At 74.1% G+C, this 22508-nt stretch carries 20 protein-coding genes and 1 pseudogene; 10 read left to right on the plus strand and 11 right to left on the minus strand.

The features are described 5' to 3' along the window. Positions 1-136: 136 nt before the first annotated feature. Positions 137-757, minus strand: a pseudogene (locus tag ACH35V_RS17935) (NAD(P)H-dependent oxidoreductase); the annotation flags it as partial. Between the two features lie 95 nt (positions 758-852). Here ACH35V_RS17935 and ACH35V_RS17940 point away from each other — a divergent pair. Next, complete coding sequence (locus ACH35V_RS17940) at positions 853-1818, plus strand: GlxA family transcriptional regulator (protein WP_395973614.1); 966 nt, start codon at positions 853-855, stop codon at positions 1816-1818. Between the two features lie 73 nt (positions 1819-1891). Here ACH35V_RS17940 and ACH35V_RS17945 read toward each other — a convergent pair whose 3' ends face one another. Then, positions 1892-2857 (minus strand): S1C family serine protease, encoded by a 966-nt coding sequence (locus ACH35V_RS17945; protein WP_395973616.1) that lies wholly within the window; start codon positions 2855-2857, stop codon positions 1892-1894. A 97-nt stretch (positions 2858-2954) separates the two neighbouring features. Next, entirely contained in the window at positions 2955-3491 is a 537-nt protein-coding gene (locus ACH35V_RS17950; protein WP_395973618.1) for a GNAT family N-acetyltransferase, read from the minus strand. Between the two features lie 99 nt (positions 3492-3590). Between ACH35V_RS17950 and ACH35V_RS17955 the strand changes: the two genes are divergently transcribed. The 5 genes from ACH35V_RS17955 (at position 3591) to ACH35V_RS17975 (ending at position 8375) form a co-directional block, all read left to right on the plus strand. Next, positions 3591-4367, plus strand: coding sequence for a spermidine synthase (locus ACH35V_RS17955; protein WP_395973620.1), 777 nt, complete (start codon positions 3591-3593; stop codon positions 4365-4367). 91 nt (positions 4368-4458) lie between these two features. After that, positions 4459-5085 carry a biotin transporter BioY gene (locus ACH35V_RS17960; RefSeq protein ID WP_395973622.1) on the plus strand — a complete coding sequence of 209 codons (627 nt, stop codon included), beginning with the start codon at positions 4459-4461 and terminating at the stop codon, positions 5083-5085. A gap of 166 nt (positions 5086-5251) precedes the next feature. Continuing rightward, on the plus strand, positions 5252-6499 hold the full coding sequence (locus ACH35V_RS17965; protein ID WP_395973624.1) for an isochorismate synthase MenF: 1248 nt from the start codon (positions 5252-5254) through the stop codon (positions 6497-6499). 108 nt (positions 6500-6607) lie between these two features. Further along, a complete protein-coding gene (locus ACH35V_RS17970) occupies positions 6608-7090 on the plus strand; it encodes a cation:proton antiporter regulatory subunit (RefSeq protein WP_395973626.1) in 483 nt (160 codons plus the stop codon). Between the two features lie 4 nt (positions 7091-7094). Next, positions 7095-8375, plus strand: coding sequence for a cation:proton antiporter (locus ACH35V_RS17975; protein WP_395973628.1), 1281 nt, complete (start codon positions 7095-7097; stop codon positions 8373-8375). 12 nt (positions 8376-8387) lie between these two features. Here ACH35V_RS17975 and ACH35V_RS17980 read toward each other — a convergent pair whose 3' ends face one another. Together ACH35V_RS17980 and ACH35V_RS17985 are read right to left on the minus strand one after the other, a co-directional pair. Further along, positions 8388-9203, minus strand: coding sequence for an Fpg/Nei family DNA glycosylase (locus ACH35V_RS17980; protein ID WP_395973629.1), 816 nt, complete (start codon positions 9201-9203; stop codon positions 8388-8390). Between the two features lie 26 nt (positions 9204-9229). Further along, positions 9230-10279: a fatty acid desaturase family protein gene (locus ACH35V_RS17985; RefSeq protein ID WP_395973631.1), complete on the minus strand. Its 1050-nt coding sequence runs from the start codon at positions 10277-10279 to the stop codon at positions 9230-9232. Positions 10280-10479: 200 nt separating this feature from the next. Between ACH35V_RS17985 and ACH35V_RS17990 the strand changes: the two genes are divergently transcribed. Continuing rightward, entirely contained in the window at positions 10480-11286 is an 807-nt protein-coding gene (locus ACH35V_RS17990; RefSeq protein ID WP_395973633.1) for a tyrosine-protein phosphatase, read from the plus strand. Positions 11287-11387: 101 nt separating this feature from the next. Here ACH35V_RS17990 and menD read toward each other — a convergent pair whose 3' ends face one another. The 3 genes from menD to ACH35V_RS18005 all read right to left on the minus strand — a co-directional run bounded on the left by menD (position 11388) and on the right by ACH35V_RS18005 (position 14965). After that, on the minus strand, positions 11388-13055 hold the full coding sequence (gene menD, locus ACH35V_RS17995; RefSeq protein ID WP_395973634.1) for a 2-succinyl-5-enolpyruvyl-6-hydroxy-3-cyclohexene-1-carboxylic-acid synthase: 1668 nt from the start codon (positions 13053-13055) through the stop codon (positions 11388-11390). Then, positions 13052-13981: an o-succinylbenzoate synthase gene (locus tag ACH35V_RS18000; protein ID WP_395973636.1), complete on the minus strand. Its 930-nt coding sequence runs from the start codon at positions 13979-13981 to the stop codon at positions 13052-13054. The genes menD and ACH35V_RS18000 overlap by 4 nt, the downstream gene beginning before the upstream one ends. Positions 13982-14065: 84 nt before the next feature. After that, a complete protein-coding gene (locus ACH35V_RS18005; protein WP_395973638.1) occupies positions 14066-14965 on the minus strand; it encodes a 1,4-dihydroxy-2-naphthoyl-CoA synthase in 900 nt (299 codons plus the stop codon). 122 nt (positions 14966-15087) lie between these two features. On the opposite strand from ACH35V_RS18005, the gene ACH35V_RS18010 reads away from it, so the two are divergent. From ACH35V_RS18010 to ACH35V_RS18020, 3 genes are all read left to right on the plus strand, one after another. Continuing rightward, positions 15088-16296, plus strand: a complete 1209-nt coding sequence (locus ACH35V_RS18010; RefSeq protein WP_395973640.1) for an AMP-binding protein — start codon at positions 15088-15090, stop codon at positions 16294-16296. Between the two features lie 48 nt (positions 16297-16344). Further along, entirely contained in the window at positions 16345-17391 is a 1047-nt protein-coding gene (locus tag ACH35V_RS18015; protein WP_395973642.1) for a cation diffusion facilitator family transporter, read from the plus strand. 253 nt (positions 17392-17644) lie between these two features. Next, a complete protein-coding gene (locus ACH35V_RS18020; protein WP_395973644.1) occupies positions 17645-19078 on the plus strand; it encodes an RNA polymerase sigma factor in 1434 nt (477 codons plus the stop codon). 91 nt (positions 19079-19169) lie between these two features. On the opposite strand, the gene ACH35V_RS18025 is transcribed toward ACH35V_RS18020, so the two are convergent. From ACH35V_RS18025 to ACH35V_RS18035, 3 genes are all read right to left on the minus strand, one after another. After that, positions 19170-20405 (minus strand): esterase-like activity of phytase family protein, encoded by a 1236-nt coding sequence (locus ACH35V_RS18025; RefSeq protein ID WP_395973646.1) that lies wholly within the window; start codon positions 20403-20405, stop codon positions 19170-19172. 92 nt (positions 20406-20497) lie between these two features. Next, the gene (locus tag ACH35V_RS18030) at positions 20498-21499 is read right to left on the minus strand and encodes an ABC transporter permease (protein WP_395973648.1); all 1002 of its coding nucleotides are present in this window, start codon (positions 21497-21499) and stop codon (positions 20498-20500) included. 2 nt (positions 21500-21501) lie between these two features. After that, complete coding sequence (locus ACH35V_RS18035; RefSeq protein WP_395973650.1) at positions 21502-22485, minus strand: ATP-binding cassette domain-containing protein; 984 nt, start codon at positions 22483-22485, stop codon at positions 21502-21504. Positions 22486-22508 lie beyond the last annotated feature (23 nt).

The following is a 22508-nucleotide window of genomic DNA, read 5'->3' on the forward strand; positions in this document are numbered from 1 at the left end:
GGTGGACGGTGAGGCCGGTGCGGCCGGGGGCCAGGGCGGGGCGCAGGACGAGGTCGTCGTCGTAGTCGCCGCCCGACTCGGTCCGGTACGGGATGGGCGCGGCGGTGGGCAGGTCGCGCAGCCGCTCGTCGAGCGCGGCCGCGGCGGCCGCGGTGTCGGCGGGCCCGGCGCGGTCGGCGGAGGGGACGACCAGCGGCGGCAGGACGTCCATGCCGGTGTAGAACAGCGTGCCGTGCAGCAGGGGGAACAGGACGTCCTCGGCGTCGCCGTGGACGCCGCGGGGGCCCAGGCCGGTGGGGCGGGCGCCGGCGGTGGTGACGACCAGGGCGCGGCGCCCGGCCAGGCCGCCGGCGCCGTAGCGCTGGGTGCGGCCGCGGTCGTCGGTGACGCCGAACGCGAACCCCTGGACGAAGACGCGGTCGAACCAGCCCTTGAGGATGGCGGGCATCCCGAACCACCACAGCGGGAACTGCACGACCAGCGCGTCCGCCCAGGCGATCTTGTCCTGTTCGGCGCGGATGTCGGGGGCCAGGGCGCCGGCGGCGTGGGCGCGCTCGGACGCGGCGCCGACGACGAGCCGGTCGCGGGGGTCGTGGCCGAAGTCGGCGGGCCCGACGACCGGGTTCCACTCCATCGCGTACAGGTCGGAGTGGCGGACGCGGTGGCCCAGGCGCGCGAGGGTCGCGGCGCCGCGGTCGCGCAGGACCCCGTTGAGGGAGCGGCCCTCGGGGTGCGCGAAGACCCACAGGACGTTCATGGCTGTCTCCTTCCGATGTGCTGCGTGTCCGATGCTGCCGCGGCGGCGGGACGCCCACGAGTGGCCGGTCGGCCGAGATGTGTCAGGATCGGGCCATGATCGTGGTGCGGCATCGGGTGGCGGTGCTGGTGCGCGACGGGGTCCTGCCGCTGGAGCTGGGCCTGGTCCACCAGCTGTTCGGGCAGGCCCGCTCCGCCGCGGGCGCGCCGCTGTACGAGGTGGTGTCGTGCGCGGTGGAGCCGGGCGAGGTCGCGACCGACGCGGACTTCGCGGTGACGGTCGCCCACGGCCTGGACGCGGTCGCCGCCGCCGGCACCGTGATCGTCCCGGCGTCCCACACGCTGGACGAGACCCGCCCAGGCGAGGGCCCGGTCCCGGCGGCGCTGGCGGAGGCGGCGCGGCGCGGCGCGCGGATCGCCTCGATCTGCACGGGCGCGTTCGTGCTCGCGGCGGCCGGGCTGCTGGAGGGGCGCCGCGCCACCACGCACTGGATGTCGTGCGACCGGTTCGCCGCGATGTTCCCCGGGGTGCGGGTGGACGCGGCCGTCCTGTACACCGACGAAGGGAACGTGCTCACCTCGGCCGGGGAGGCGGCGGGCATCGACCTGTGCCTGCACCTGATCCGCCGCGACCACGGCGCCGCGGTGGCCGGGGACGTGGCGCGCCGCACGGTCGTGCCGCCGCACCGCGACGGCGGCCAGGCCCAGTTCATCGCGCGCCCGGTGCCCGAGCAGCGGCACGCGTCGACGGGACCGGCGCGGGCGTGGGCGCTGCGGCATCTGGACGGCCCGGTCACGCTGGCGCGGATGGCGGCGCGGGCCTCGATGAGCGTGCGGACCTTCACCCGCCGGTTCCGGCAGGAGACGGGCGTGTCGCCGCAGGTGTGGCTGACGGCGCAGCGGGTGGAGCGGGCACGGCGGCTGCTGGAGGAGACCGACCTGCCGGTGGACCGGGTCGCCGAGCGCGCCGGGTTCGGGACGGCCGCGTCGCTGCGCCAGCATCTGCAGGCGGCGGTCGGGGTGCCGCCCACCGCCTACCGCGCCACGTTCCGCGGCCGCTGACCCCCCAGGCGCACGGGGCCGCACGGGGCCGCACGGCGCGGCCGAGGGCGGGCGCGGCCCGGGGGCCGGGCGGTCAGGCGTGCTCGGCCCCGTCCAGGTCGACGGGGGCGGCGATGACGTCGACCATCGCGCCGTTGCGCAGCACCGTGATCGACAGCGGGCGCCCGATCGCCTCGGCGAACATCAGCCGCTGCAGCGACTGCGCGGTCGACACCGGCCGGCCGCCCGCGGTGAGGACCAGGTCGCCGCGGCGCAGCCCGGCCCGGTCGGCGGGGCTGCCGGGCACGACCTCCGCGACGCGCAGCGCCTCGTCCTGCCCGATCCGGGGCCGCAGCACCGCCGGGACCGGCACGGGCGCGGCGACCAGGCCGAGGAACGCGCGGCGGACCCGCCCGTCGCGGATCAGCGCGCCGATGATCCGGCGCGTGGTGGCGTTGATCGGCACGGCCAGCCCGAGCCCGAACCCCGCGACGGCGGTGTTGACGCCCACGACCCGGCCGTGGGAGTCGGCGAGCGCGCCGCCGGAGTTGCCCGGGTTGAGCGCGGCGTCGGTCTGGATCACGTCCTCGATGACGCGGACCACGGTGCCGGTGCGGGTCGGCTGCGACGTCGGCAGCGACCGGCCCAGCGCCGACACCACCCCGGCGGTCACCGACCCCGACAGGCCGAGCGGGTTGCCGACCGCGACGACGAGCTGCCCGACGACCAGCCCGTCGCTGTCGCCGAGCGTGACCGGGTCGGGGACGGGCCCGTCCGCGCGGACGACGGCCAGGTCCGACAGCGGGTCGGTGCCGACGACGGTGAACGGGGCGGTCGCGCCGTCGGCGAACGCGGCCTGCCCGCCGGTCGCGGCGCCGACGACGTGGGCGTTGGTGAGCAGGAACCCGTCGCCGGTGAACGCGACCGCGGACCCGGCGCCCTCGCCGCGCCGGTGCCGGACGCGCAGCGCCGCCACGCGCGGGGTCAGCTCGCGGGCGACGGCGGACACGACGCGGGAGTAGGCGTCCAGCGGCGCGTCGTCGTGGGGGTCGGAGACCATCGCACCTCCCGGATGATTACATCGTTACACGGTAACGACGGTCGGGGAAGGGGTGTTCCCGCCCGCCGCCCGGCCCGGTGCCTGCCGCCCGCGCGGCTCACGGGCCGTCCTCGCGCAGTTCTTCGCGCAGGACGCTGTACAGGACCTCGTCGCGGTACCGGCCGCCGAAGAAGCTGTAGCCGCGCATCACGCCTTCGCGGGTGAAACCCGCCTTCTCCAGGGCGCGCTGCTCGGCGACGTTGTCGACGTCGGTCTCGGCCTGGATCCGGTGCGCGAGGGTGTAGGCGAACAGGTACTCCACCAGGAGCCGCTGCGCGCGGGTCCCGGCGCCCCGCCCGCGCGCCTCGGGCATCAGCGAGATCCCGATGCTCCAGCACCACACCGGCCCGGCGGTGTGCATCCTCCGGTAGGAGACCAGCCCGAGCGGACCGCCGCCGCCCGGCCCGCCGTCGACCATGAGCGTGGCGGTGTCGTCGCCGAGCCAGCCGTCCTGCTCCCAGCGGCGGCGGAACCGCCGCGGGTCGCGCCACCCCTCCCACAGGAACGGGCCGCACAGGCCGGGGTCGGTCCGCAGCCGCTCGACGAACGGCAGATCCTCCTCGGCCACCGGCCGCAGTCGCACATGATCGTCCACGGGCCACACGGTAAGCCCGGCGCGCCCCGCCGGCCACCCGGTTCCGCCGATCACCGGCCGCGCGCGGGCCCGCCGCCGCGACGTCGTAGGGTGCGGGGCATGGAAGCCGCTCCGGGGACGGCCGCCGAGCCGGTCGTGGTCGAACGCGCGGACGGCGCCGGCGGCGAGCTGGTACTGCGCCGCGCCGGCGCCGACTACGAGATCATCAGCAACGGCGTGTTCCTCATGGACACCCGCAACGGCGAGTCCGAACGGCTCCTGGTCCGCGCCGCCCTCGACGGCCTCGACGGCCGCGCGGGCGCCGGCGGGCCCGCGCGGGTCCTGATCGGCGGGCTCGGCGTCGGGTTCTCCCTCGCCGAGGCCCTCGCCCTGCCCGGCGTCGCGCACGTCACCGTCGTCGAACGCGAGCCCGCCGTCATCGCCTGGCACCGGACCGTCCTGCGGCCCTGGTCGCGGGACGCGCTGGACGACCCCCGCGTCACCGTCCACAACGCCGACCTCCTCGACCTCCTCGACGTCCTCACCGCCCCGCCCGCCCCGGACGGCCCGGACGGCCCGCCCGCCCCGGACAGCCCGGACGGCCCGGACGGACGGTTCGACGCCCTGTGCCTGGACATCGACAACGGCCCCGACTGGACCGTCACCCCCGGCAACGCCCGCCTCTACGCCCCCACTGGCCTGGACCTGCTCGCCGCGCGCCTCACCCCGCGCGGGACGCTCGCGGTGTGGAGCGCCAACGCCGCGCCCGCCTTCGAGGCGCTCCTGCGGGACCGGTTCGCGCACGTGCGGGCACGGCCGGTGCCGGTGCCCCGCGGCGAACCCGACGTCGTCTACCTGGCCCGCGAATACCTGGCCCGCGAACCCGCCGGCCGGTGAGCGCCCTCCAGCCCGGCTCGTGACCCGCCCGACCGCACCGTAAGGCCCGTTCGCTAGGTTTCGACCTGACACCACACGTTTGGGAGGAACCGTGGCCACTGCCCACGCAGCCCGGCGGCGCCCCGCCGTCCTGGGCGACCTGCTGCCCGGCGCCCTCGCCCGCGACGCCGCGCTCGTCGCCGGCGCCGCCGCGTTCACCGGCCTCGCCGCGCAGATCGCGGTCCCGCTGCCCGGCACCCCCGTGCCGGTGACCGGCCAGACCTTCGCGGTGCTGCTCGCCGCCGCCGCGCTCGGCCCCGGCCGCGCCGCCCTCGGCATGCTGCTCTACCTGCTCGCCGGCATCGCCGGAATGCCCTGGTTCACCGACGGCGGCTCCGGGACCGGCGTCCCCACCCTCGGCTACGTCCTCGGGTTCGTGGCCGCCGCCGCCGTCGTCGGACGGCTCGCGCAGCGCGGCGGCGACCGCACCCCCGTCAAGACCGCCGCGACCATGCTGGCCGGGACGGCGATCATGTACGCGGCCGGCGTCCCCTACCTGATGGCGTCCCTGGACGTGGACCTCGGCCGCGCGCTCGACCTCGGCATGACGCCGTTCCTCGCCGGCGACGCGCTGAAGGTCCTGCTCGCCGCCGGGCTGCTCCCGGCCGCGTGGAAGCTCACCGGCGCCGACCGGGGCCGCGACGCCGACCGGGGCCAGGACCGGGGCCGGGGGCGCTGACGGAGCCCGCCCGGCGTGCCCGTCCGTCCGTTCCGCCCGAATAGGGCCCGGACGGACGGGCATCACCCACACAACCGGCGCCGACCGCACAATGTGGCGCACACCTCACCGCCCACCCCGCCCCCGCCCGTTTGAACAGGTTCAAATCTGTCGTACAGTGGGTCGCGTGAAGCTCGCCGTGACCGCACCGGACCGACTGTCCGTCCGCACCGTCCCGGTCCCCGACCCGGGCGACCTCATCGCACGGCTCCCGCACCCCGCCGCACTCGCCTGGATCCGCCACGGCGACGGCATCGTCGGCTGGGGCGAGGCCGCCCGCCTCACCCTCCCCGGCGGCCCCGACCGCTTCACCGCAGCCGCCCGCCTCCTGCGCGACCTGTTCGGCAACGCCGCCGTCGACGACCCCGTCACCGCCCCCGGCACCGGACCCGTCGCCTTCGGCTCCTTCGCCTTCGACCCCAAATCCCCCGACTCGGTCCTCATCGTCCCCCGCCGCGTCCTCGGCCGCCGCGACGGAACCGCATGGCTCACCACCATCGGCGACGACACCGACCCCCTCACCCTCACCACCCCGCCCCACACCCCCGCCGGCCTGCGCTGGTCCCAGGGCGCCCTCCCCGAACACGCCTGGAAGGACGCCGTCGCCACCGCCGTCACCCGCATCAGAGACGGCCGCCTCGGCAAAGTCGTCCTCGCCCGCGACCTCACCGTCCGCGCCGAGGCCCCCATCGACGCCCGCGTCCTCCTGCGCCGCCTCGCCCGCCGCTACCCCGGCTGCTACGCCTTCTCCTGCGCCGGCATGGTCGGCGCCACCCCCGAACTCCTCATCCGCCGCACCGGCGGCGACATCGAATCCCTCGTCCTCGCCGGCACCACCGCCCGCGGCACCGGCCCCGCCGACGACCGCGACCGCGCCGCCCGCCTCTTCGCCTCCGCCAAAGACCGCGAAGAACACCGCTACGCCGCCGACATGGTCCGCGACGCCCTCACCCCCCTCTGCGCCGAACTCACCGTCCCCGACCAGCCCGAACTCCTCACCCTCCCCAACCTCACCCACCTCGCCTCACCCGTCCGCGGACGCCTGGCCGCCGACCGCTCCGTCCTGGACGTCCTCGCCGCCCTCCACCCCACCCCCGCCGTCTGCGGCACCCCCACCGACACCGCCCTCGACCTCATCCGCGAACTCGAAGGCATGGACCGCGGCCGCTACGCCGGCCCCGTCGGCTGGGTCGACGCCCGCGGCGACGGCGAATGGGGCATCGCCCTGCGCTGCGCCGAACTCGACGGCACCCGCGCCCGCCTCTTCGCCGGCTGCGGCATCGTCGCCGACTCCGACCCCGCCGCCGAACTCGCCGAAGCCCGCACCAAATTCCGCGTCATGCGCGACGCCCTCCAAGGCCGCGACGCCCACTAACGCCGGGGACGCCCGCTAACGCCAGGACGCCCCCGCAAGACCGGCCCACCGCACCCGGTACGGTCGTCCACGACCCGGACCAGCACGAACCAAAGGAACACCAGCACCGTGGACGTCGAACGGACCGCCCTGCCCGGCATCGGCCTGCAACACGTCATGACCACCGGACGCGGCCGCCAGATCGGCGTCATCTCCCACCGCACCGGCCGCCGCGACCTCGTCATCTACGACAGGGAAGACCCCGACACCTGCATCGCCACCGTCGCCCTGTCCGCCGACGAGGCCAACGCCATCGCCGAACTCCTCGGCACCGGACGCATCGTCGAACACCTCGCCGAACTCCACCGCCAGGTCGACGGCCTCGTCACCGAGCAGATCCCCATCGCCCCCGGCTCCCCCTACGACGGACGCCCCCTCGCCGACACCCGCTCCCGCACCCGCACCGGCGCCTCCATCGTCGCCGTCGTCCGCCAAGGCCAGGTCATCGCCAGCCCACGCCCCGACTTCACCTTCACCGCCGGCGACATCATCGTCGTCGTCGGCACCGGCGAAGGCACCCGCGCCGTCGCCCAGATCCTCGCCGACGGCTGACCGCATGGACTCAGCCGTCCAGCTCATCGAACTCGGCGCCATCATCCTCGGCCTCGGCCTCCTCGGCGCCGTGTCCGTCCGCTTCTCCATCTCCCCCATCCCGCTCTACCTCATCGCCGGCCTCGCCTTCGGCTCCGGCGGCATCCTCCCCCTCACCACCAGCGAAGACTTCGTCTCCATCGGCGCCGAGGTCGGCGTCATCCTGCTCCTGTTCACCCTCGGCCTCGAATACACCGCCGACGAACTCGTCGCCACCCTCCGCACCTCCGCACCCGTCGGACTCGCCGACCTCGTCCTCAACGCCGCCCCCGGCGCCATCGCCGCCCTCCTGCTCGGCTGGGGACCCGTCGCCGCCGTCGCCATGGCCGGCGTCACCTACGTCACCTCCTCCGGCATCACCGCCAAAGTCATCGGCGACCTCGGCTGGCTCGGCAACCGCGAAACCCCCGCCGTCCTGTCCGTGCTGGTCTTCGAAGACCTCGCCATGGCCGCCTACCTGCCCATCCTCACCGCACTCCTCGCCGGCGCCGGACTCCTCGGCGGCGCCGCCGCACTCGCCATCGCCGCCGCCACCATCACCGCCATCCTCTTCGTCGCCCTCCGCCACGGCGCCCTCGTCGAACGCTTCGTCGCCTCCCCCAGCGAAGAGGTCCTCCTCCTCAAAGTCCTCGGCCTCACCCTCCTCGTCGCCGGCGTCGCCCAGCAACTCCAGGTCTCCGCCGCCGTCGGCGCCTTCCTCGTCGGCATCGCCCTGTCCGGCCCCCTCGCCCACACCGCCCAGAAACTCCTCAGCCCCCTCCGCGACCTGTTCGCCGCCGTCTTCTTCGTCTTCTTCGGCCTCCACACCGACCCCGGCGACCTGCCCCCCGTCCTCGGCGTCGCCGCGCTCCTCGCCGCCGCCGGCATCCTCACCAAACTCGCCACCGGCTGGATCGCCGCCCGCCGCGCCGGCGTCGCCACCACCGGACGCCTCCGCGCCGGCGCCGCCCTCACCCCCCGCGGCGAGTTCAACATCGTCATCGCCGGACTCGCCGTGAGCGCCGGCTCCAACGCCCGCCTCGGCCCCCTCGCCGCCGCCTACGTCCTCATCCTCGCCGTCGCCGGACCCGTCCTCGCCCGCGGCACCGAACCCCTCGCAGCCCGCCTCCGCACCCGCCGCGCCGCCCGCGAGCAGGGACCACACCACGCCCCGCAGACCGACGACGACGTCCCCGTCCCCACCACACGCACCACCGGAGACGCACGCACCGCCGACGACACGCAGGACGCCGCCGAACCCGCCTGACCCCTTATCCGGCTATCCGGCCGCCGGCTGGCAGCCCGGGCACCAGAACAGATTCCGACCCGCCAGCTCCGCCGCCGCCACCGCCGTCCCGCACACCAGGCACGGCAGCCCCGCACGCCGGTACACGTACACCTCGCCGCCGTGACCGTCCACCCGCGGCGGCCGCCCCATCGCCTCCGGCATATGCTCCGGACGCACCGTGTCGATCCGCCCCGCACGCACACCATCAGCCATCAACACCACCAGATCAGCCCAGATCCCCGCCCACTGCGCCGCCGTCAACCGCCGCCCCGGCAACCGCGGATCCACCCCCTGCCGGAACAGCACCTCCGCCCGGTAGATGTTCCCCGGCCCCGCCACCACCGACTGATCCATCAGCAGCACCGCGACCGGCGTCCGCGAACGCCCGATCCGCCGCCACGCCACCTCCGGATCCGCGTCCGCCCGCAGCGGATCAGGACCCAGCCGGTCACGCAGCAGCTTCACCTCACCCGGATCCAGCACCTCGCAGGTATTAGGGCCGCGGAGATCCGCGTACCCGCCCGCGCCCGACAACCGCAGCCGCACCACCCCTACAGGTGCGGGCGCGGGCCCCGAACCGAACACGTACTTGCCGTAAATCCCCAGGTGGACGTGCAACACCCGGTCCTCACCGAACTGGAGAAGCAGGTGCTTGCCATGCGCGTCCGCGTCCGCCAGCACCAGCCCGTCCAGCACCCCCGCACCATCAGCGAAACGCCCCTGCGGACTCGACGCCGACACGGGACGGCCGCCGAACATCCGCTGATGCTCGGCGGCCAGACGATGAATCGTGTGTCCCTCGGGCATGCCCACGGAGCATAGCCCCACCCGCCCTACCGCAGCGGCTCCCCCACCTCACGCATATGCCGCAGAGCCAGCCGGTACGACCCGACCACCCCCGTCTCCGCATACGACACGCCCACCTCCGCGCAATGCGCACGCACCAACGGCCGGACACGCCGCAGATTGCACCGCGGAACACTCGGGAACAGATGATGCTCGATCTGGTAGTTCAGCCCCCCGAACGCCCAGTCCGTCACCACGCCGCCCCGCACGTTCCGGGACGTCAGCACCTGCCGCCGCAAGTGACCCCACCGCTCCCCCGGCTCCGGCATCACCATCCCCTTGTGATTCGGCGCGAACACAGCCCCCAGATGCACACCGAACACCGCATGCTGCACCGCGATCAGCGCCAGCGCCTGACCCACCGGCAGCAACGCGAACGCCAGCGACAGATACCCCACCACGTGAGCCAGCAGCAGCCCGCCCTCCACGACCTGGTCACGCCGCTTCCGCCCCCGCAGGAACATCAGGCTCCCGACCTTCAGGTTCACACCCTCCAGCGTCAGCAGCGGAAAGAACAGCAACGCCTGATGCCGCGCCACCCACCGCAGCACACCGCGCTGCCGCCCCGCCTGCTCCTCCGTCCACGCCAGGATCCCCTCCCCCACGTCCGGGTCCTTGCCGACATGGTTCGGGTTGGCGTGATGCCGGTTGTGCTTGTCGCTCCACCAGCCGTGCCCCATCCCCAGCAGCAGATTGCCGAGCAGCAGCCCCAGCAGCCGGTTCCCGCGCGCCGTCCGGGCGATCTGCCGGTGCCCCGCGTCATGCCCCAGGAACGCCGTCCGGACCGCGATCACCGCCAGCGGGACGCCGAGCAGAACCGTCCACCAGCTCGCCCCCGCCCACGCGACCGCCCCCCAGACCGCCGCCGTGGCGACCAGATTCAGCCCGATGGCCCGCGCGTAGTAGCCGGGACGCCGCTCCAGCAGCCCGCTGGCGCGCACACGCCGCGCCAGCGGCGTGAAGTCGCTCCCGCCGCGGCCGGACTCCGCCGATCGCGAAACGGACGGGACGGGCGGGGCGGGCAAGGTCACGGCCATGAAACCTCCATGGGACGGAAGAGAATCGGACAACTCCCCGAGAGGCTACGGAGCGTGAATCCACGTCAGTAACCCGCTACGGAGCCATCCCCGATCTGGCTCCCAGGTCCCGGTCGCCGCACAGCGCCACCGCTCCCCGGGACCATCGCCCCTACCCTGACCACCGGCCGGGACACATCGGCCATATAGGGTCACAAGTCATGGACGACGGCACGCGATGGATCGAGCTGGACGGCGCTGTCAACGCCCGTGACCTGGGCGGCCTCCCCACCACAGACGGACGGACCACACGGCGCGGGCGCGTCCTGCGCTCCGACAACCTCCAGGACCTCACCGTCGCCGACGTCCGCCTCCTGCTCGACGACTACGGCCTGAAGAACGTCATCGACCTGCGCAGCGACGCCGAGGTCCGGCTGGAAGGCCCCGGGCCGCTGGCGCGGGTACCGTCCGTGACCGTCCACCAGCTGTCGCTGTTCCCCGAAGGCGGCCGCCACACCGACGTCGCCGCCGACACCGCCGACACCGTCGACGCCGACCGCGCGCTGCCCTGGCAGGAACGTTCCAGCGACGGCCCGGAGCAGGACCGCTCGCTCGGCCTCTACCTCGGCTACCTCACCGACCGCGGCGACTCGATCATCGCCGCCCTCCGCGTCATGACCCGCACCGACGGCTCGTCGCTCGTGCACTGCGCCGCGGGCAAGGACCGCACCGGCGTCGTCTGCGCCCTCGCCCTGGACGTCGCCGGCGTCACCCGCGAGGCGATCGTCGGCGACTACGCCCAGAGCGGCGAACGGCTGGAGGCCGTCCTGCGCCGGCTGCGCGCCAGCGACACCTACGCCGCCGACCTCGACTCCCGTCCGGCCGGCAGCCACCGGCCCAACGCGGCCCTCATGGAGAAGGTCCTCGCCCGCGTCGACGAGGAGTTCGGCGGGACGATCGGCTGGCTGTCCGACCACGGCTGGACACCCGACGACACCGAAGCCCTCCGCTCTCGACTGCTGACCTAGTTGTGGTTGTCGGTTTGTGGGCTGGAGGTAGTGCCCCAGCCCACGGCCTTTACGTTGTAAATTGAAGGCTGAGATAACTGACGGTGCGCGCAGCCCCGCGGTCAGGTGAGGGTGGTGCGGACGGCGGCGTGGGCGGCCTTGCGCATCTCGGCGTGCAGCACCGCGTTCGCGTCGCGGTCGGTGCGGGCCTCCACGATCCGCAGCCCCTCCCCCGCCATCGCCTTCGACAGGTCCGTCGGGGCGTCCAGCAGCCGGTACGGGATGGCGTGCGCGGCCGCGACCGCCTCCAGGTCGACCTGGTGCGGGGTGCCGAAGACCCGCTCGAACGGGCCCCGCAGCGCGGCCTGCGGCAGCAGCGAGAAGATCCCGCCGCCGCGGTTGTTCACCACGATGATCGTCAGGTCGGGACGCTGGTCCCGCGGGCCGACGATCAGGCCGTTCTGGTCGTGCAGGAACGCCAGGTCGCCGAGCAGCGCGAACGACCGGCCGCTGTGCGCCAGCGCCGCGCCGATCGCCGTCGAGACCAGGCCGTCGATCCCGCTCGCGCCGCGGTTCGCCATGATCCGGATGCCGCGGCGCGGCCGCATCACCTGGTCCAGGTCGCGGATCGGCATGCTCGCGGCCGTGAAGAGCAGCGACCCGCCCGGCAGCCCCGCGACCAGGTCGCGGGCCAGCCGCGGCTCGCTCACCCCCGGCACCGCGTCCAGGACCCCGTCGACCGCTGCGGCGGCGGCCATGTCGGCGGTGCGCCACGACTTCAGCCACGCGTCGTCGCCCGACACCACCGGGATCTCCACCTCCGGCGCGACCTGCGTCGCCGACCGGACCGGGTCGGGCCAGTGCGCCAGGTCAGGCGCCAGCACGATGTGCTCCTCGGCGCGGCGCAGCAGCGACAGCAGCGGACGCGACAGACCCGGCTTGCCCAGCGTCACCACCACCTCGGGACGGTGCCGCTCCACGAACTCCGGGACGCCCAGCAGGAAATGGTGCGACGACAGCGCGTGGTCGCCGTAACGGGCGTTGCCGTTCGGCTCGGCCAGCACGGGCCAGCCGGCCATCGACGCCGCCGCCACGTACCGCTTGACGTTGGACGCGCCGTCCCCCACCACGAGCACGCCCCGGCGCGTCGGCGGGACGTGCAGCACCGACCCCGGCGTAGCCGCCCGAACCTTCGTCCACGCGCCGGTGACGTCGCCGTCCAGCGGCTCGCACCACGTGTCGTCGCCGTCGGGGATCAGCGGCTCGCGGAACGCCGCGTTCAGATGCACCGGGCCCGGCACCGGCGCCTGCGCCAGCCCCCACGCGCGGCTCACCAGCGACCGCCAGTACGCCACCATCCCCGGACGGTTCTCCGGGACGCCGATCTCGGTGCACCACCGCACCGCCGTCCCGTACAGCTTCACCTGGTCGATCGTCTGGTTCGCGCCGGTGTCGCGCAGCTCAGGCGGACGGTCCGCGGTGATCACGATCAGCGGCACGCCCGACTCGTGCGCCTCGATCACCGCCGGATGGAAGTTCGCCGCCGCCGTCCCCGACGTGCACACCAAGGCCACCGGGCGCCCCGACCGCTTCGCCAGGCCGAGCCCGAGGAACGACGCCGACCGCTCGTCGATCCGCACGTGCAGCCGGATCCGGCCCGCGTCCTCGGCGGCCTGCAGCGCCAGCGCCAGCGGCGCCGACCGCGACCCCGGCGCGAGCACCGCGTCGGTCATCCCGCACCGCAGCAGCTCGTCCACCAGGACGGTCGCCAGCGCGGTCGCCGGGTTCACGGCGCCGCCTCGATCACCGCAGGCCCGCCCAGATGCGCCTGCGCCTCGGCGGCCCGCTCACGCCACCCGTCCGCCGGCGCCTCCCAGCGGCGCAGCGCCTCCTCGTCCACCACCGGCCGCCGCACCTGGATCTCACCCGCCACCGGCGCCAGCGGATCATCGACGACGTCGCCCTCCAGCAGCGACAGCGTCCCCAGCCCGCACGCGAACGGCAGCTCCGGCAGCGCCGCCGCCAGCGCCAGCCCGGCGGCCAGCCCCACCGACGTCTCCACCGCGCTCGACACCACCACCGGCAGCCCGCACGCCTCCGCGACCCGCAGCGCCGCCGCCACACCGCCCAGCGGCTGCACCTTCAGCACCGCCACGTCCGCCGCCTCCGCCGCCCGGACCTTCAGCGGGTCCTCGGCGCGGCGGATCGACTCGTCCGCGGCGATCGGGACGTCCACCCGCCGCCGCACCAGCGCCAGCTCCTCCAGCGTCGCGCACGGCTGCTCGGCGTACTCCAGCTCCCACCGGTCCAGCGTCCGGATCATCCGGGCGGCGTGCTCGACGTCCCACGCCCCGTTCACATCGATGCGGACCCGGCCCTCCGGCCCGAGCGCCGCGCGGACCGCCTCCACCCGCGCCAGATCGTCACCGTCGGTCTGGCCGCGCTCGGCGACCTTCACCTTCGCGGTGCGGCAGCCGGACTCCTTCGCCATCTCATACGCCCGCCGCGCCCCGACCGCCGGGATCGTCACGTTCACCGGCACCCGGTCGCGCACCGGCGCCGGCCAGCCCTCGAAAGCGGCCTCCCGCGCCGCGGCCAGCCACCGCGCGCACTCGGCGGGCCCGTACTCGGCGAACGGCGAGAACTCCCCCCACCCGGCGGGCCCCTGGACCAGGACGCCCTCCCGCCGCGTCACACCGCGGAACCGCGTCCGCATCGGGATGGAGTACACCCGCACCCGCCGAACCCCCTGACTGCCCGCCCAATCACCGTATTCCTGACCACACCGTAAGTTCGACCATTAGTAGTACCACGGGAAACGCGACCAATCGGGGTCGCGCTTCTCCAGGAACGAGTCCCGCCCCTCGGCGGCCTCGTCGGTCCCGTACGCCAGCCGCGTCGCCTCCCCCGCGAACACCTGCTGCCCGACGAGCCCGTCGTCGACCAGGTTGAACGCGTACTTCAGCATCCGCTGCGCCGTCGGGCTCTTCCCGTTGACCTTCCGCGCCCACTCCAGCGCCGTCGCCTCCAGCTCCGCGTGCGGGACGACCGCGTTCACCATCCCCATCCGGTGCGCCGCCTCCGCGTCGTACTCGTCGCCCAGGAAGAAGATCTCGCGGGCGAACTTCTGCCCGACCTGCCGCGCCAGGTACGCCGACCCGAACCCGCCGTCGAAGCTCGCCACGTCCGCGTCGGTCTGCTTGAACCGCGCGTGCTCCCGGCTCGCGAGGGTGAGATCGCACACAACGTGCAGGCTGTGCCCGCCGCCCGCCGCCCAGCCCGGCACCACGCAGATCACGACCTTGCCCATGAACCGGATCAGCCGCTGCACCTCCAGGATGTGCAGCCGCCCCGCCCGCGCCGGGTCGATCGTGTCGGAGGTGTCCCCCTCGGCGTACCGGTAGCCGTCCTTGCCCCGGATCCGCTGGTCGCCGCCCGAGCAGAACGCCCACCCGCCGTCGCGCGGGGACGGGCCGTTCCCCGTCAGCAGCACGCACCCGATGTCGCTGGACATCCGCGCGTGGTCCAGCGCCCGGTACAGCTCGTCCACCGTGTGCGGGCGGAACGCGTTGCGCACCTCGGGCCGGTCGAACGCCACCCGGACCGTCCCGTGGTCCACCGCGCGGTGGTAGGTGATGTCGGTGAAGCCGAACCCCTCGACCTCTTTCCACGCGTCCGCGTCGAACAGCTCCGAGACCATGACTCCCTCTCCCGTCGGGATCGCGCCGCCGGCGCCGCCCCGGGGGGCGCGGCGCTCCGGGTCCCATTCAACCGCCCCCGGGTTTGAACGCGTTCAGCGGGGTCGTCTACCCTGATCAGATCATGGATCGCCCGCTGCACGCCGCCGTCCTGCCGCCCGGCCCGCCCCTGCTGCGGGCCCTGGCCGGCGCGCTCGACGGCGGCCCCGCGATCTGCCCCCTCTCCCCCGACCTGCCCGAGCCCGCGCTCCGCGACCTCCTCGACGCACTCGCCCCGGACGCGATCCGCACCCCGGGCGGCCTCGCCCCGCACCGCCCCCGCGGCGGGCCCGTCCCCGTGAACGCCGACACCGCCGTGCTCATCGCCACGTCCGGCTCCACCGGGACACCCAAGTTCGTCGAGCTCTCGGCCGCCGCGCTGCGCCACTCCGCCGCCGGCACCCTCGACCGCATCGGCGCCGCGCCCGGCGACCGGTGGCTCTGCTGCCTGCCCACCAGCCACATCTCCGGCGTCCAGGTCCTCGTCCGCGCCCTCGTCGCCGGAACCGACCCGATCATCGTCCCGCGCTTCGACACCGCCGCCATCGCCGCCGCCGCCGCGGAACGCCCGCATATCTCGCTCGTCCCGACGCAGCTGCGCCGCCTCCTGGACGCCGGGACCGACCTCTCCCGGCTCGGCGCGATCGTCCTCGGGGGCGCGGCGGCCCCGCCCGGCCTGCTCGCCGAGGCCCGCGACCGCGGCGCCCGCGTGTTCACCACCTACGGCATGAGCGAGACGTCCGGCGGCTGCGTCTACGACGGGACGCCGCTGCCCGGCATGCGCGTCGCGCTCGGCGACGGCGGCCGGATCCGCCTCGCCGGCCCGTCCCTGTTCACCGGCTACCGGCTGCGGCCCGAGCAGACCGCCCAGGTCGGCGAAGGGGCCAGGGACGGCGAATGGTTCGTCACCCAGGACCTCGGCGCGCTGGAGGACGGCAGGCTCCGCGTCCGCGGCCGGCTCGACGACGTGATCAACACCGGCGGGGAGAAGGTCGTCGCGGGCGAGGTCGCCGCCGCGCTGTCCCGGCACCCGAAGATCCGCGACGTCGTCGTGGTCGGACGCCCCGACCCCGAATGGGGCGAGCGCGTCACCGCCGTCGTGGTGCCCGCGCCAGGCCCGTCCGGCGCGCCCGGCGCCACCGGCGGCTCCGGCGGGCCCGAGCTGCGGGAGCTGCGCGCCCTCGTCCGCGAGACGATGCCCGCCTACGCGGCGCCGCACGAGCTGGAACTGGTGGACGCCATCCCGCTGCTGGCGTCCGGCAAACCCGACCGCGCCCGCCTCCGCACCCCCTGACCCCGCCCGCGCGCGCATGGCCCGGTGATCACTGGGGACAGGACGACCATGGCGGCACAGCGCGGCGAACGGCGCGAAGAGCAGCGCGGCGAGCAGGGGAAAGGGCCGGAGAACGAGAGCCGGCTCACCGTCGCGCTCGCGTTCGCCGCCAACCTCGGCATCGCCGTCGCGAAGATCGTCGCGGCGCTGATCACCGGGTCGGCGTCGATGGCCGCCGAGGCCGCCCACTCGGTCGCCGACACCTTCAACGAGGTGCTGCTGATGGCCGGGCTGCGCCGCAGCGGCCGGCCCGCCGACCGCCGCCACCCCCTCGGCTACGGCAAGGAGCGCTACATCTGGACGCTCCTCGTCGCCGTCGCGATCTTCGGGATGGGCGCGCTGTTCTCCTTCTACCAGGGCATTCAGACCCTCGCGGGCCACCGCGAGGACGCCGAGGCCGGCACGATCGTCGGCTACGCCGTCCTCGCGGTCGCGTTCGTCCTGGAGTCGGTCTCGTGGCAGCAGGCCGTCCGGCAGGTCCGCGCCGCCGCCCGCGCCGACGACCTCCCGCTGCGCGCCTACATCCGCCGGACCGACGAGCCCACCTCCGTCAGCGTCCTGCTGGAGGACTCCGCGGCCCTCGTCGGCCTGATCATCGCGTTCGGCGGCCTGGGGCTGCACCACCTGACCGGCTCGGCGGCCTGGGACGGCGCCGGATCGCTCCTCATCGGCGTGCTGCTCACCGCCGTCGCGCTCGTCCTCGGCCGGATCAACCTCAACCTGCTGATCGGCACGCAGGCCGACCCGAGGCTCGTCGCCGACGTCCGCGCCCGCCTCGGCGCCGCGCCCGAGATCGACTGGGTCGTCGACATCGTCACCGTCACGTTCGGCGCCGACCGCGTCCTCGTCTGCGCCCGGCTGGACTTCCGCGACTCCCTCACCGCCGGCGACGTCGAGCACGCCTGCGTGCGGATGGCGCACGACCTGCGCGCGGCGCACGAGGAGATCGACGAGGTCTTCCTCGAACCCGTCCCCCGCGACGACCCTGAGCTGCGTGAACGCGTCATCGCGCGGTACGGTCGGACATTGCGCCCCAAGCGCCCGGAGTCGGAATGATTTACCGTGATTTGCCACCCGCCCCGGCCCTTTACGCAGTAAGGTAACGGCCGTTCGGACCGTCCCGTGTGAAACGACCCGGTCCGGGCACCACGACCTTCTGGATCGCTCCTGCACGGTCCGCGCCGGACCGCCGATCCCGGGGCGTCGGGAACAAGAACCCCTTCGTGCGACGTTCCGTTAAGTGCGTGCGCCACCAGCGAACACAATCCGCGCGCCGTACTCACACCACCGAAGGGAGGGGGGTGTCCCCATGCCGCGAAGCGCCGTAGAGACCCCGCTCACGGAGTCGCCGAGCCCCGCGCTCGACGACCTCCTGAAGCGTGGCCACGCCCAAGGGCGCCTCTCGCTCGACGAGGTGAGGGGGGCCTTCGACGCCGCGGGCATCAGCCCGGCCCAGGGCCGCTCCATCCTGCGCGAGCTGTCCGAGGCCGGCATCAGCCTGGCCGGCGAGTCCGACGCGGTCCGCAAGATGGCCGCGGCGGCCGACCACGACGGCGGCGACACCGCCCAGGCGACCCCCGGCACGGCGAGCGCGCCCGGCGCCGCGAAGCGCGCCGCACGCAAGACCGCCGCCAAGCCCTCCCGCACGGCCGCGAAGAACGGCGCCGAGGACGACACGGCCAAGAACGAGGCGGTCAAGAACGGCGCGAAGGGCTCCCAGAAGGGCGCCGCGAAGCCCGCCGACGGGGACGCCCCCGACGAGGGTTTCGAGGTCACCGAGGTCGAGCCCGCCGACGCGGACGCCGACGCCGGCGCCGACCTGGACGACCAGTCGACCGTCATGGGCGACTCCGTCCACACCTACCTCAAGGCCATCGGACGCCGCCAGCTGCTCACCGCCGACCAGGAGGTCGAGCTGGCCAAGCGCATCGAGGCCGGCCTGTACGCCGAGCACAAGCTGGAGACCGAGGCCCTCTCCCCCGCCGCGCGCGCCGACCTGGAATGGGTCGCCGCCGACGGCCGCCGCGCCAAGGCCCACATGCTGGAGGCCAACCTCCGGCTCGTGGTGTCGGTCGCCAAGAAGTACTCCGACCGGGGCCTGTCGCTGCTGGACGTCGTCCAGGAGGGCAACCTCGGCCTGATCCGCGCCGTGGAGAAGTTCGACTACTCCAAGGGCTACAAGTTCTCCACGTACGCGATGTGGTGGATCCGGCAGGCGATCCAGCGCGGCTTCGCCGACTCGGCCCGCACGATCCGGCTGCCCGTGCACGTCCTGGAGATGCTGAGCAAGCTCAGCCGCGTCGAGCGCGACATGCACCAGCGGCTCGGCCGCGAGCCCACCCCGGAGGAGCTGGCCGTCGAGCTCGACAAGAGCCCCGAGCAGGTGCGCGACCTGCTGCGCACCAGCCGGCAGCCGATCAGCCTCGACTCCACCATCGGGGAGGACGGCGAGACCCGCATCGGCGACCTCATCGAGGACACCGACAGCCCCGAGGCGTCCGAGCTGGTGGACCGGCAGCTCATGGCCGACCAGCTGCGCCGCACGCTGGACATCCTGTCCCCGCGCGAGGCCAAGATCATGGCGATGCGGTTCGGGCTGTACGACGGGACGCCCCGCACCCTCGACGAGATCGGCAAGGCGCTCGGGCTGACCCGCGAGCGGATCCGGCAGCTGGAGAAGGAGTCGCTGTCGAAGCTGCGGCACCCCAGCAACGCGCGCCCGCTCCTCGACTTCGCCGTCTGACACGCGCGCCGCGACGCGCGTCCCGCGCAACAGAAGGCCCGCCGGACCGTGACCGGTCCGGCGGGCCCTTTCACGCGCCGCCTACCGCGGCCTACCGCTGCCCTGACGGGCAGTCGCTGACGGCGAACGCCAGGAAGTGGGTGATCTCCTCGGCGCTGAAGTTGTCGTCGGAGCCCACCACCAGCGTGCACTCCCCCGACGCCAGGCGCGGCCCCCAGCCCATCGCCTCCAGGTTCTGGACGGGCCTGGACGCGCGGCCGAGATCGCCGACGAGCCGCTTGGTCACCGGCCGGTACGGCCCGCCCTCGGCGAGGCCGTCCCGGCGCAGGACGTCGGTCGCGCCGCGTGTGTCGAACTCGTAGAGCCGGACCCGGTAGCCGACGCCCTGGAGCCACGACCGCTCCAGCGCCAGGAACCGGTGCCCGTCGATCGCGAGGATCTCCGAGACGCCGGTGTCGGTCGCCCCGTCCGGCGGCACCGGCCTCGCCGGGAGCCTGTCGATGAGGTAGGCGTACTGCGCGCGGACCTGCCCGCTACGGCTCCACAGGGTGAGCCTGGCCGGGGCGCCGCGCTCCACCGTCGGCGGTTCGCCGTCCTCGTAGCGCGGGCCTTCGACCATCGCGGCGATCCCGTGCGGTGTGAAGGTCAGGCCCTCGATCCCGAAGTTGCGGCGCGGCCCGCGGCGCGTGTCGGTCTGCTTCAGGTTCCCCGGGAGGCGCACGTCCCCGCGGTGGCGGCCGTCCCGTCCCGCCCACCGGACGGACAGGTCGGACACCGGGATGTCCGCGTGGGTCTCGTCCGGGCGGTCGCCCTCGTTGCCCCACAGCACCCGGCCGCTGCGCGGGTCGTAGCGGATCGACTCCGGGTCGGCCGACTCCGGCTTGGCGTAGCCCGGGTAGGGGCTGCCGTCCCGCCGCGTCAGGGTCTGGACGCCGGAGATCCTCACGCCGGTGAACGCGCCGGTGGACGGGTCGATGTCCAGCCGGCCGGTGTAGAAGCGGGCCGGGTCGTAGCGCCACCGGTCGTCGGAGATCAGGTACCAGGTGCCGGTGCGCGGGTCGCGGTCGATGCCCGACACGCCCCCGAACGTGGTGCCCTTGAACGTCATCTTGTGCGGCAGGCGCCGCTCGCCCAGGAACCGCGTGATCCGCAGCCTCCGCTGCGGCTGCGCGTCCGCCCGTTCGGCGGCCGTTCCGTTCGTCGCTGTGCTCGCCTCGCTGGCGGCGTCCGCCGCCGGACGCCCGTCCGCGACCGCCGGGACGGCCATCACCGCGAGGACCGCCGCGCCCGCCGCGATCCCGCGCCACAAAGCCTGTTGCCCGTTCACCTGGCTACCATCACCCTTCGGATACGAGTCAATTCCGTGCGTAACGTACTCGTATTCAATATCACGCTGGGTGATCGATAGATATTCCTCCGTCAATCGGCGTGGCGGAACTCCAGGATGGCCACGCCCATCAGGGCGACGCCCATGCCGAACACGATCGCGATCTCCAGCCAGACCGGAACGACCCAGCCGTTCCACGTCACGCCGGGGTTGAACGTCCTCTGCAGCGCGGGCGAGAGGTCCAGGCGGGAGAAGACCGCCTGGCGGAGCGGGTCGACGGCGTAGGTGAGCGGGTTGAAGCGGGTCAGGACGGTCAGCCACGTGGGCAGCCCGTTCAGCGGGTACAGCGCTCCCGACAGGAACATCATCGGCATGACGGCCATCTGCATGAGCCCGAAGAACGACTGCATCTGCTTGATCCGCGCCGCCATCATGACGCCGAACGCGGTGAGCGTGAACGCGCAGAGGAACATCAGGCCCAGCAGCTCGGCCATGAGGCCCGGGTCGTAGGGGACGCCCGCCAGGCCCGCGAGCGCCAGGATCACGGCGCCCTGCACGGTGGCCACGAGCGCGCCGGCGACGCACTTGCCGACGACGATGGCGCTGCGGCTGACGGGGGCGACGAGCATCTCGCGCAGGAACCCGAACTCGCGGTCCCACACGATCGACCCGGCGGAGAACATCGCGGTGAACACCACCGACATCGCGCACACGCCCGGGAAGACGAACGTCTTCAGGTCGACGTCGCCGTGCGTCCCGCCGCCGGTGGCCATCAGGTTGGACAGGCCGGTGCCCATGACCAGCAGCCACAGCACCGGCTGGACGAGGTTGGACAGCATCCTCGGCTTGTCGCGCCAGAACCGGATCAGCTCCCGGTGCAGGACGATCTTCACGGCGCGCAGGTCCTGCCGCAGGCCCGGCTCGGGCACCCGCACGCGGACGACGTCGACCGGACGCGCCGTCCCGCCCGCGGCCGGACCGGGCGCGCCGCCGGCACCCGCCCCGCCGGCACCCGCCCCGCCGGCACCCGCCCCGCCGGCGCCCGCCCCGCCGGCGCCCGCCCCGTTGGAAACCGGCCCGCTGGAAACCGGCATGGTCATCTCCTCATCGCGCGCATGGTCATCCGCAGGCGGTCGCTCGACCCGGCCTCGGCGTCGCGGATCGTCGAGCCGGTGAACGACATGAACACGTCGTCCAGGGACGGCCGGGACACGCTCACCGACCGGATCGGGACGCCGAGCCCGGCGAACAGCCGCGGCACGAACGCCTCGCCGGACGCCACCGGGAACGCGACCGCGCCCTCGGACATGACCGCGTCGAGGTCGAACCGCTCCTTGAGCGCGGCGATCGCGGCCTCGTCGTCGGCGGTCTGGATGCGGACCCGGTCCTTGCCGACGCCCGCCTTGAGCGCCTCGGGGGTGTCCAGCGCCACGATCCGCCCCGAGTCCATGATCGCGATGCGGTCGCAGAACTCCGCCTCGTCCATGTAGTGGGTGGTCATGAAGATGGTGATCTCCTCGGCGGCCTGGAGCTGCCGGATGTAGTCCCAGATGGACGCGCGGGTCTGCGGGTCGAGGCCGACGGTCGGCTCGTCCAGGAACAGCACCCGCGGGGAGTGCAGCAGGCCGCGCGCGATCTCCAGGCGGCGCTTCATGCCGCCGGAGTAGGTCTGCGCGAGGTCGCGGCGCCGCTCCCACAGCCCGACCATCTCCAGCACCTGCCGGATCCGCTCGCCCGTGACGGCCCTCGGCACCCCGTACAGCTCGGCGTGGAAGCGCAGGTTCTGCTCGCCGGACAGGTAGCCGTCGAGCGTCGTGTCCTGGAAGACGAGGCCGATGTTGCGGCGCACGCTGTCGCGCTCGGACACCACGTCGTGCCCGGCGACGCGCGCCCGCCCGCCGCTGGGCTTCAGCAGCGTGCAGAGCATGTTGATCGTGGTCGACTTGCCGGCGCCGTTCGGGCCGAGGAACCCGAAGACCTCCCCCGGGCGGACGGTGAGCTCGATCCCCCGCACGGCCTCCACGTCGCCGAACCGCTTGGTCAGGCCGTCGACCTCGACGGCGGGTCCCCCGTCCGGCATCGGGCCTCCCTCTCCGCGCTGTC

The organism is Actinomadura sp. 1N219, assembly GCF_044326405.1.
GTDB lineage: Bacteria > Actinomycetota > Actinomycetes > Streptosporangiales > Streptosporangiaceae > Spirillospora.

Excerpts from the sequence above, each read along its gene's own strand:
- ACH35V_RS17940 (WP_395973614.1), top strand. The coding sequence starts at position 853 with ATGATCGTGGTGCGGCATCGGGTGGCGGTGCTGGTGCGCGACGGGGTC.
- ACH35V_RS17945 (WP_395973616.1), bottom strand. The coding sequence starts at position 2,857 with ATGGTCTCCGACCCCCACGACGACGCGCCGCTGGACGCCTACTCCCGC.
- ACH35V_RS17955 (WP_395973620.1), top strand. The coding sequence starts at position 3,591 with ATGGAAGCCGCTCCGGGGACGGCCGCCGAGCCGGTCGTGGTCGAACGC.
- ACH35V_RS17975 (WP_395973628.1), top strand. The coding sequence starts at position 7,095 with ATGGACTCAGCCGTCCAGCTCATCGAACTCGGCGCCATCATCCTCGGC.
- ACH35V_RS17980 (WP_395973629.1), bottom strand. The coding sequence starts at position 9,203 with ATGCCCGAGGGACACACGATTCATCGTCTGGCCGCCGAGCATCAGCGG.
- ACH35V_RS17985 (WP_395973631.1), bottom strand. The coding sequence starts at position 10,279 with ATGGCCGTGACCTTGCCCGCCCCGCCCGTCCCGTCCGTTTCGCGATCG.
- ACH35V_RS17990 (WP_395973633.1), top strand. The coding sequence starts at position 10,480 with ATGGACGACGGCACGCGATGGATCGAGCTGGACGGCGCTGTCAACGCC.
- ACH35V_RS18000 (WP_395973636.1), bottom strand. The coding sequence starts at position 13,981 with ATGCGGACGCGGTTCCGCGGTGTGACGCGGCGGGAGGGCGTCCTGGTC.
- ACH35V_RS18005 (WP_395973638.1), bottom strand. The coding sequence starts at position 14,965 with ATGGTCTCGGAGCTGTTCGACGCGGACGCGTGGAAAGAGGTCGAGGGG.
- ACH35V_RS18010 (WP_395973640.1), top strand. The coding sequence starts at position 15,088 with ATGGATCGCCCGCTGCACGCCGCCGTCCTGCCGCCCGGCCCGCCCCTG.
- ACH35V_RS18015 (WP_395973642.1), top strand. The coding sequence starts at position 16,345 with ATGGCGGCACAGCGCGGCGAACGGCGCGAAGAGCAGCGCGGCGAGCAG.
- ACH35V_RS18020 (WP_395973644.1), top strand. The coding sequence starts at position 17,645 with ATGCCGCGAAGCGCCGTAGAGACCCCGCTCACGGAGTCGCCGAGCCCC.
- ACH35V_RS18030 (WP_395973648.1), bottom strand. The coding sequence starts at position 21,499 with ATGCCGGTTTCCAGCGGGCCGGTTTCCAACGGGGCGGGCGCCGGCGGG.
- ACH35V_RS18035 (WP_395973650.1), bottom strand. The coding sequence starts at position 22,485 with ATGCCGGACGGGGGACCCGCCGTCGAGGTCGACGGCCTGACCAAGCGG.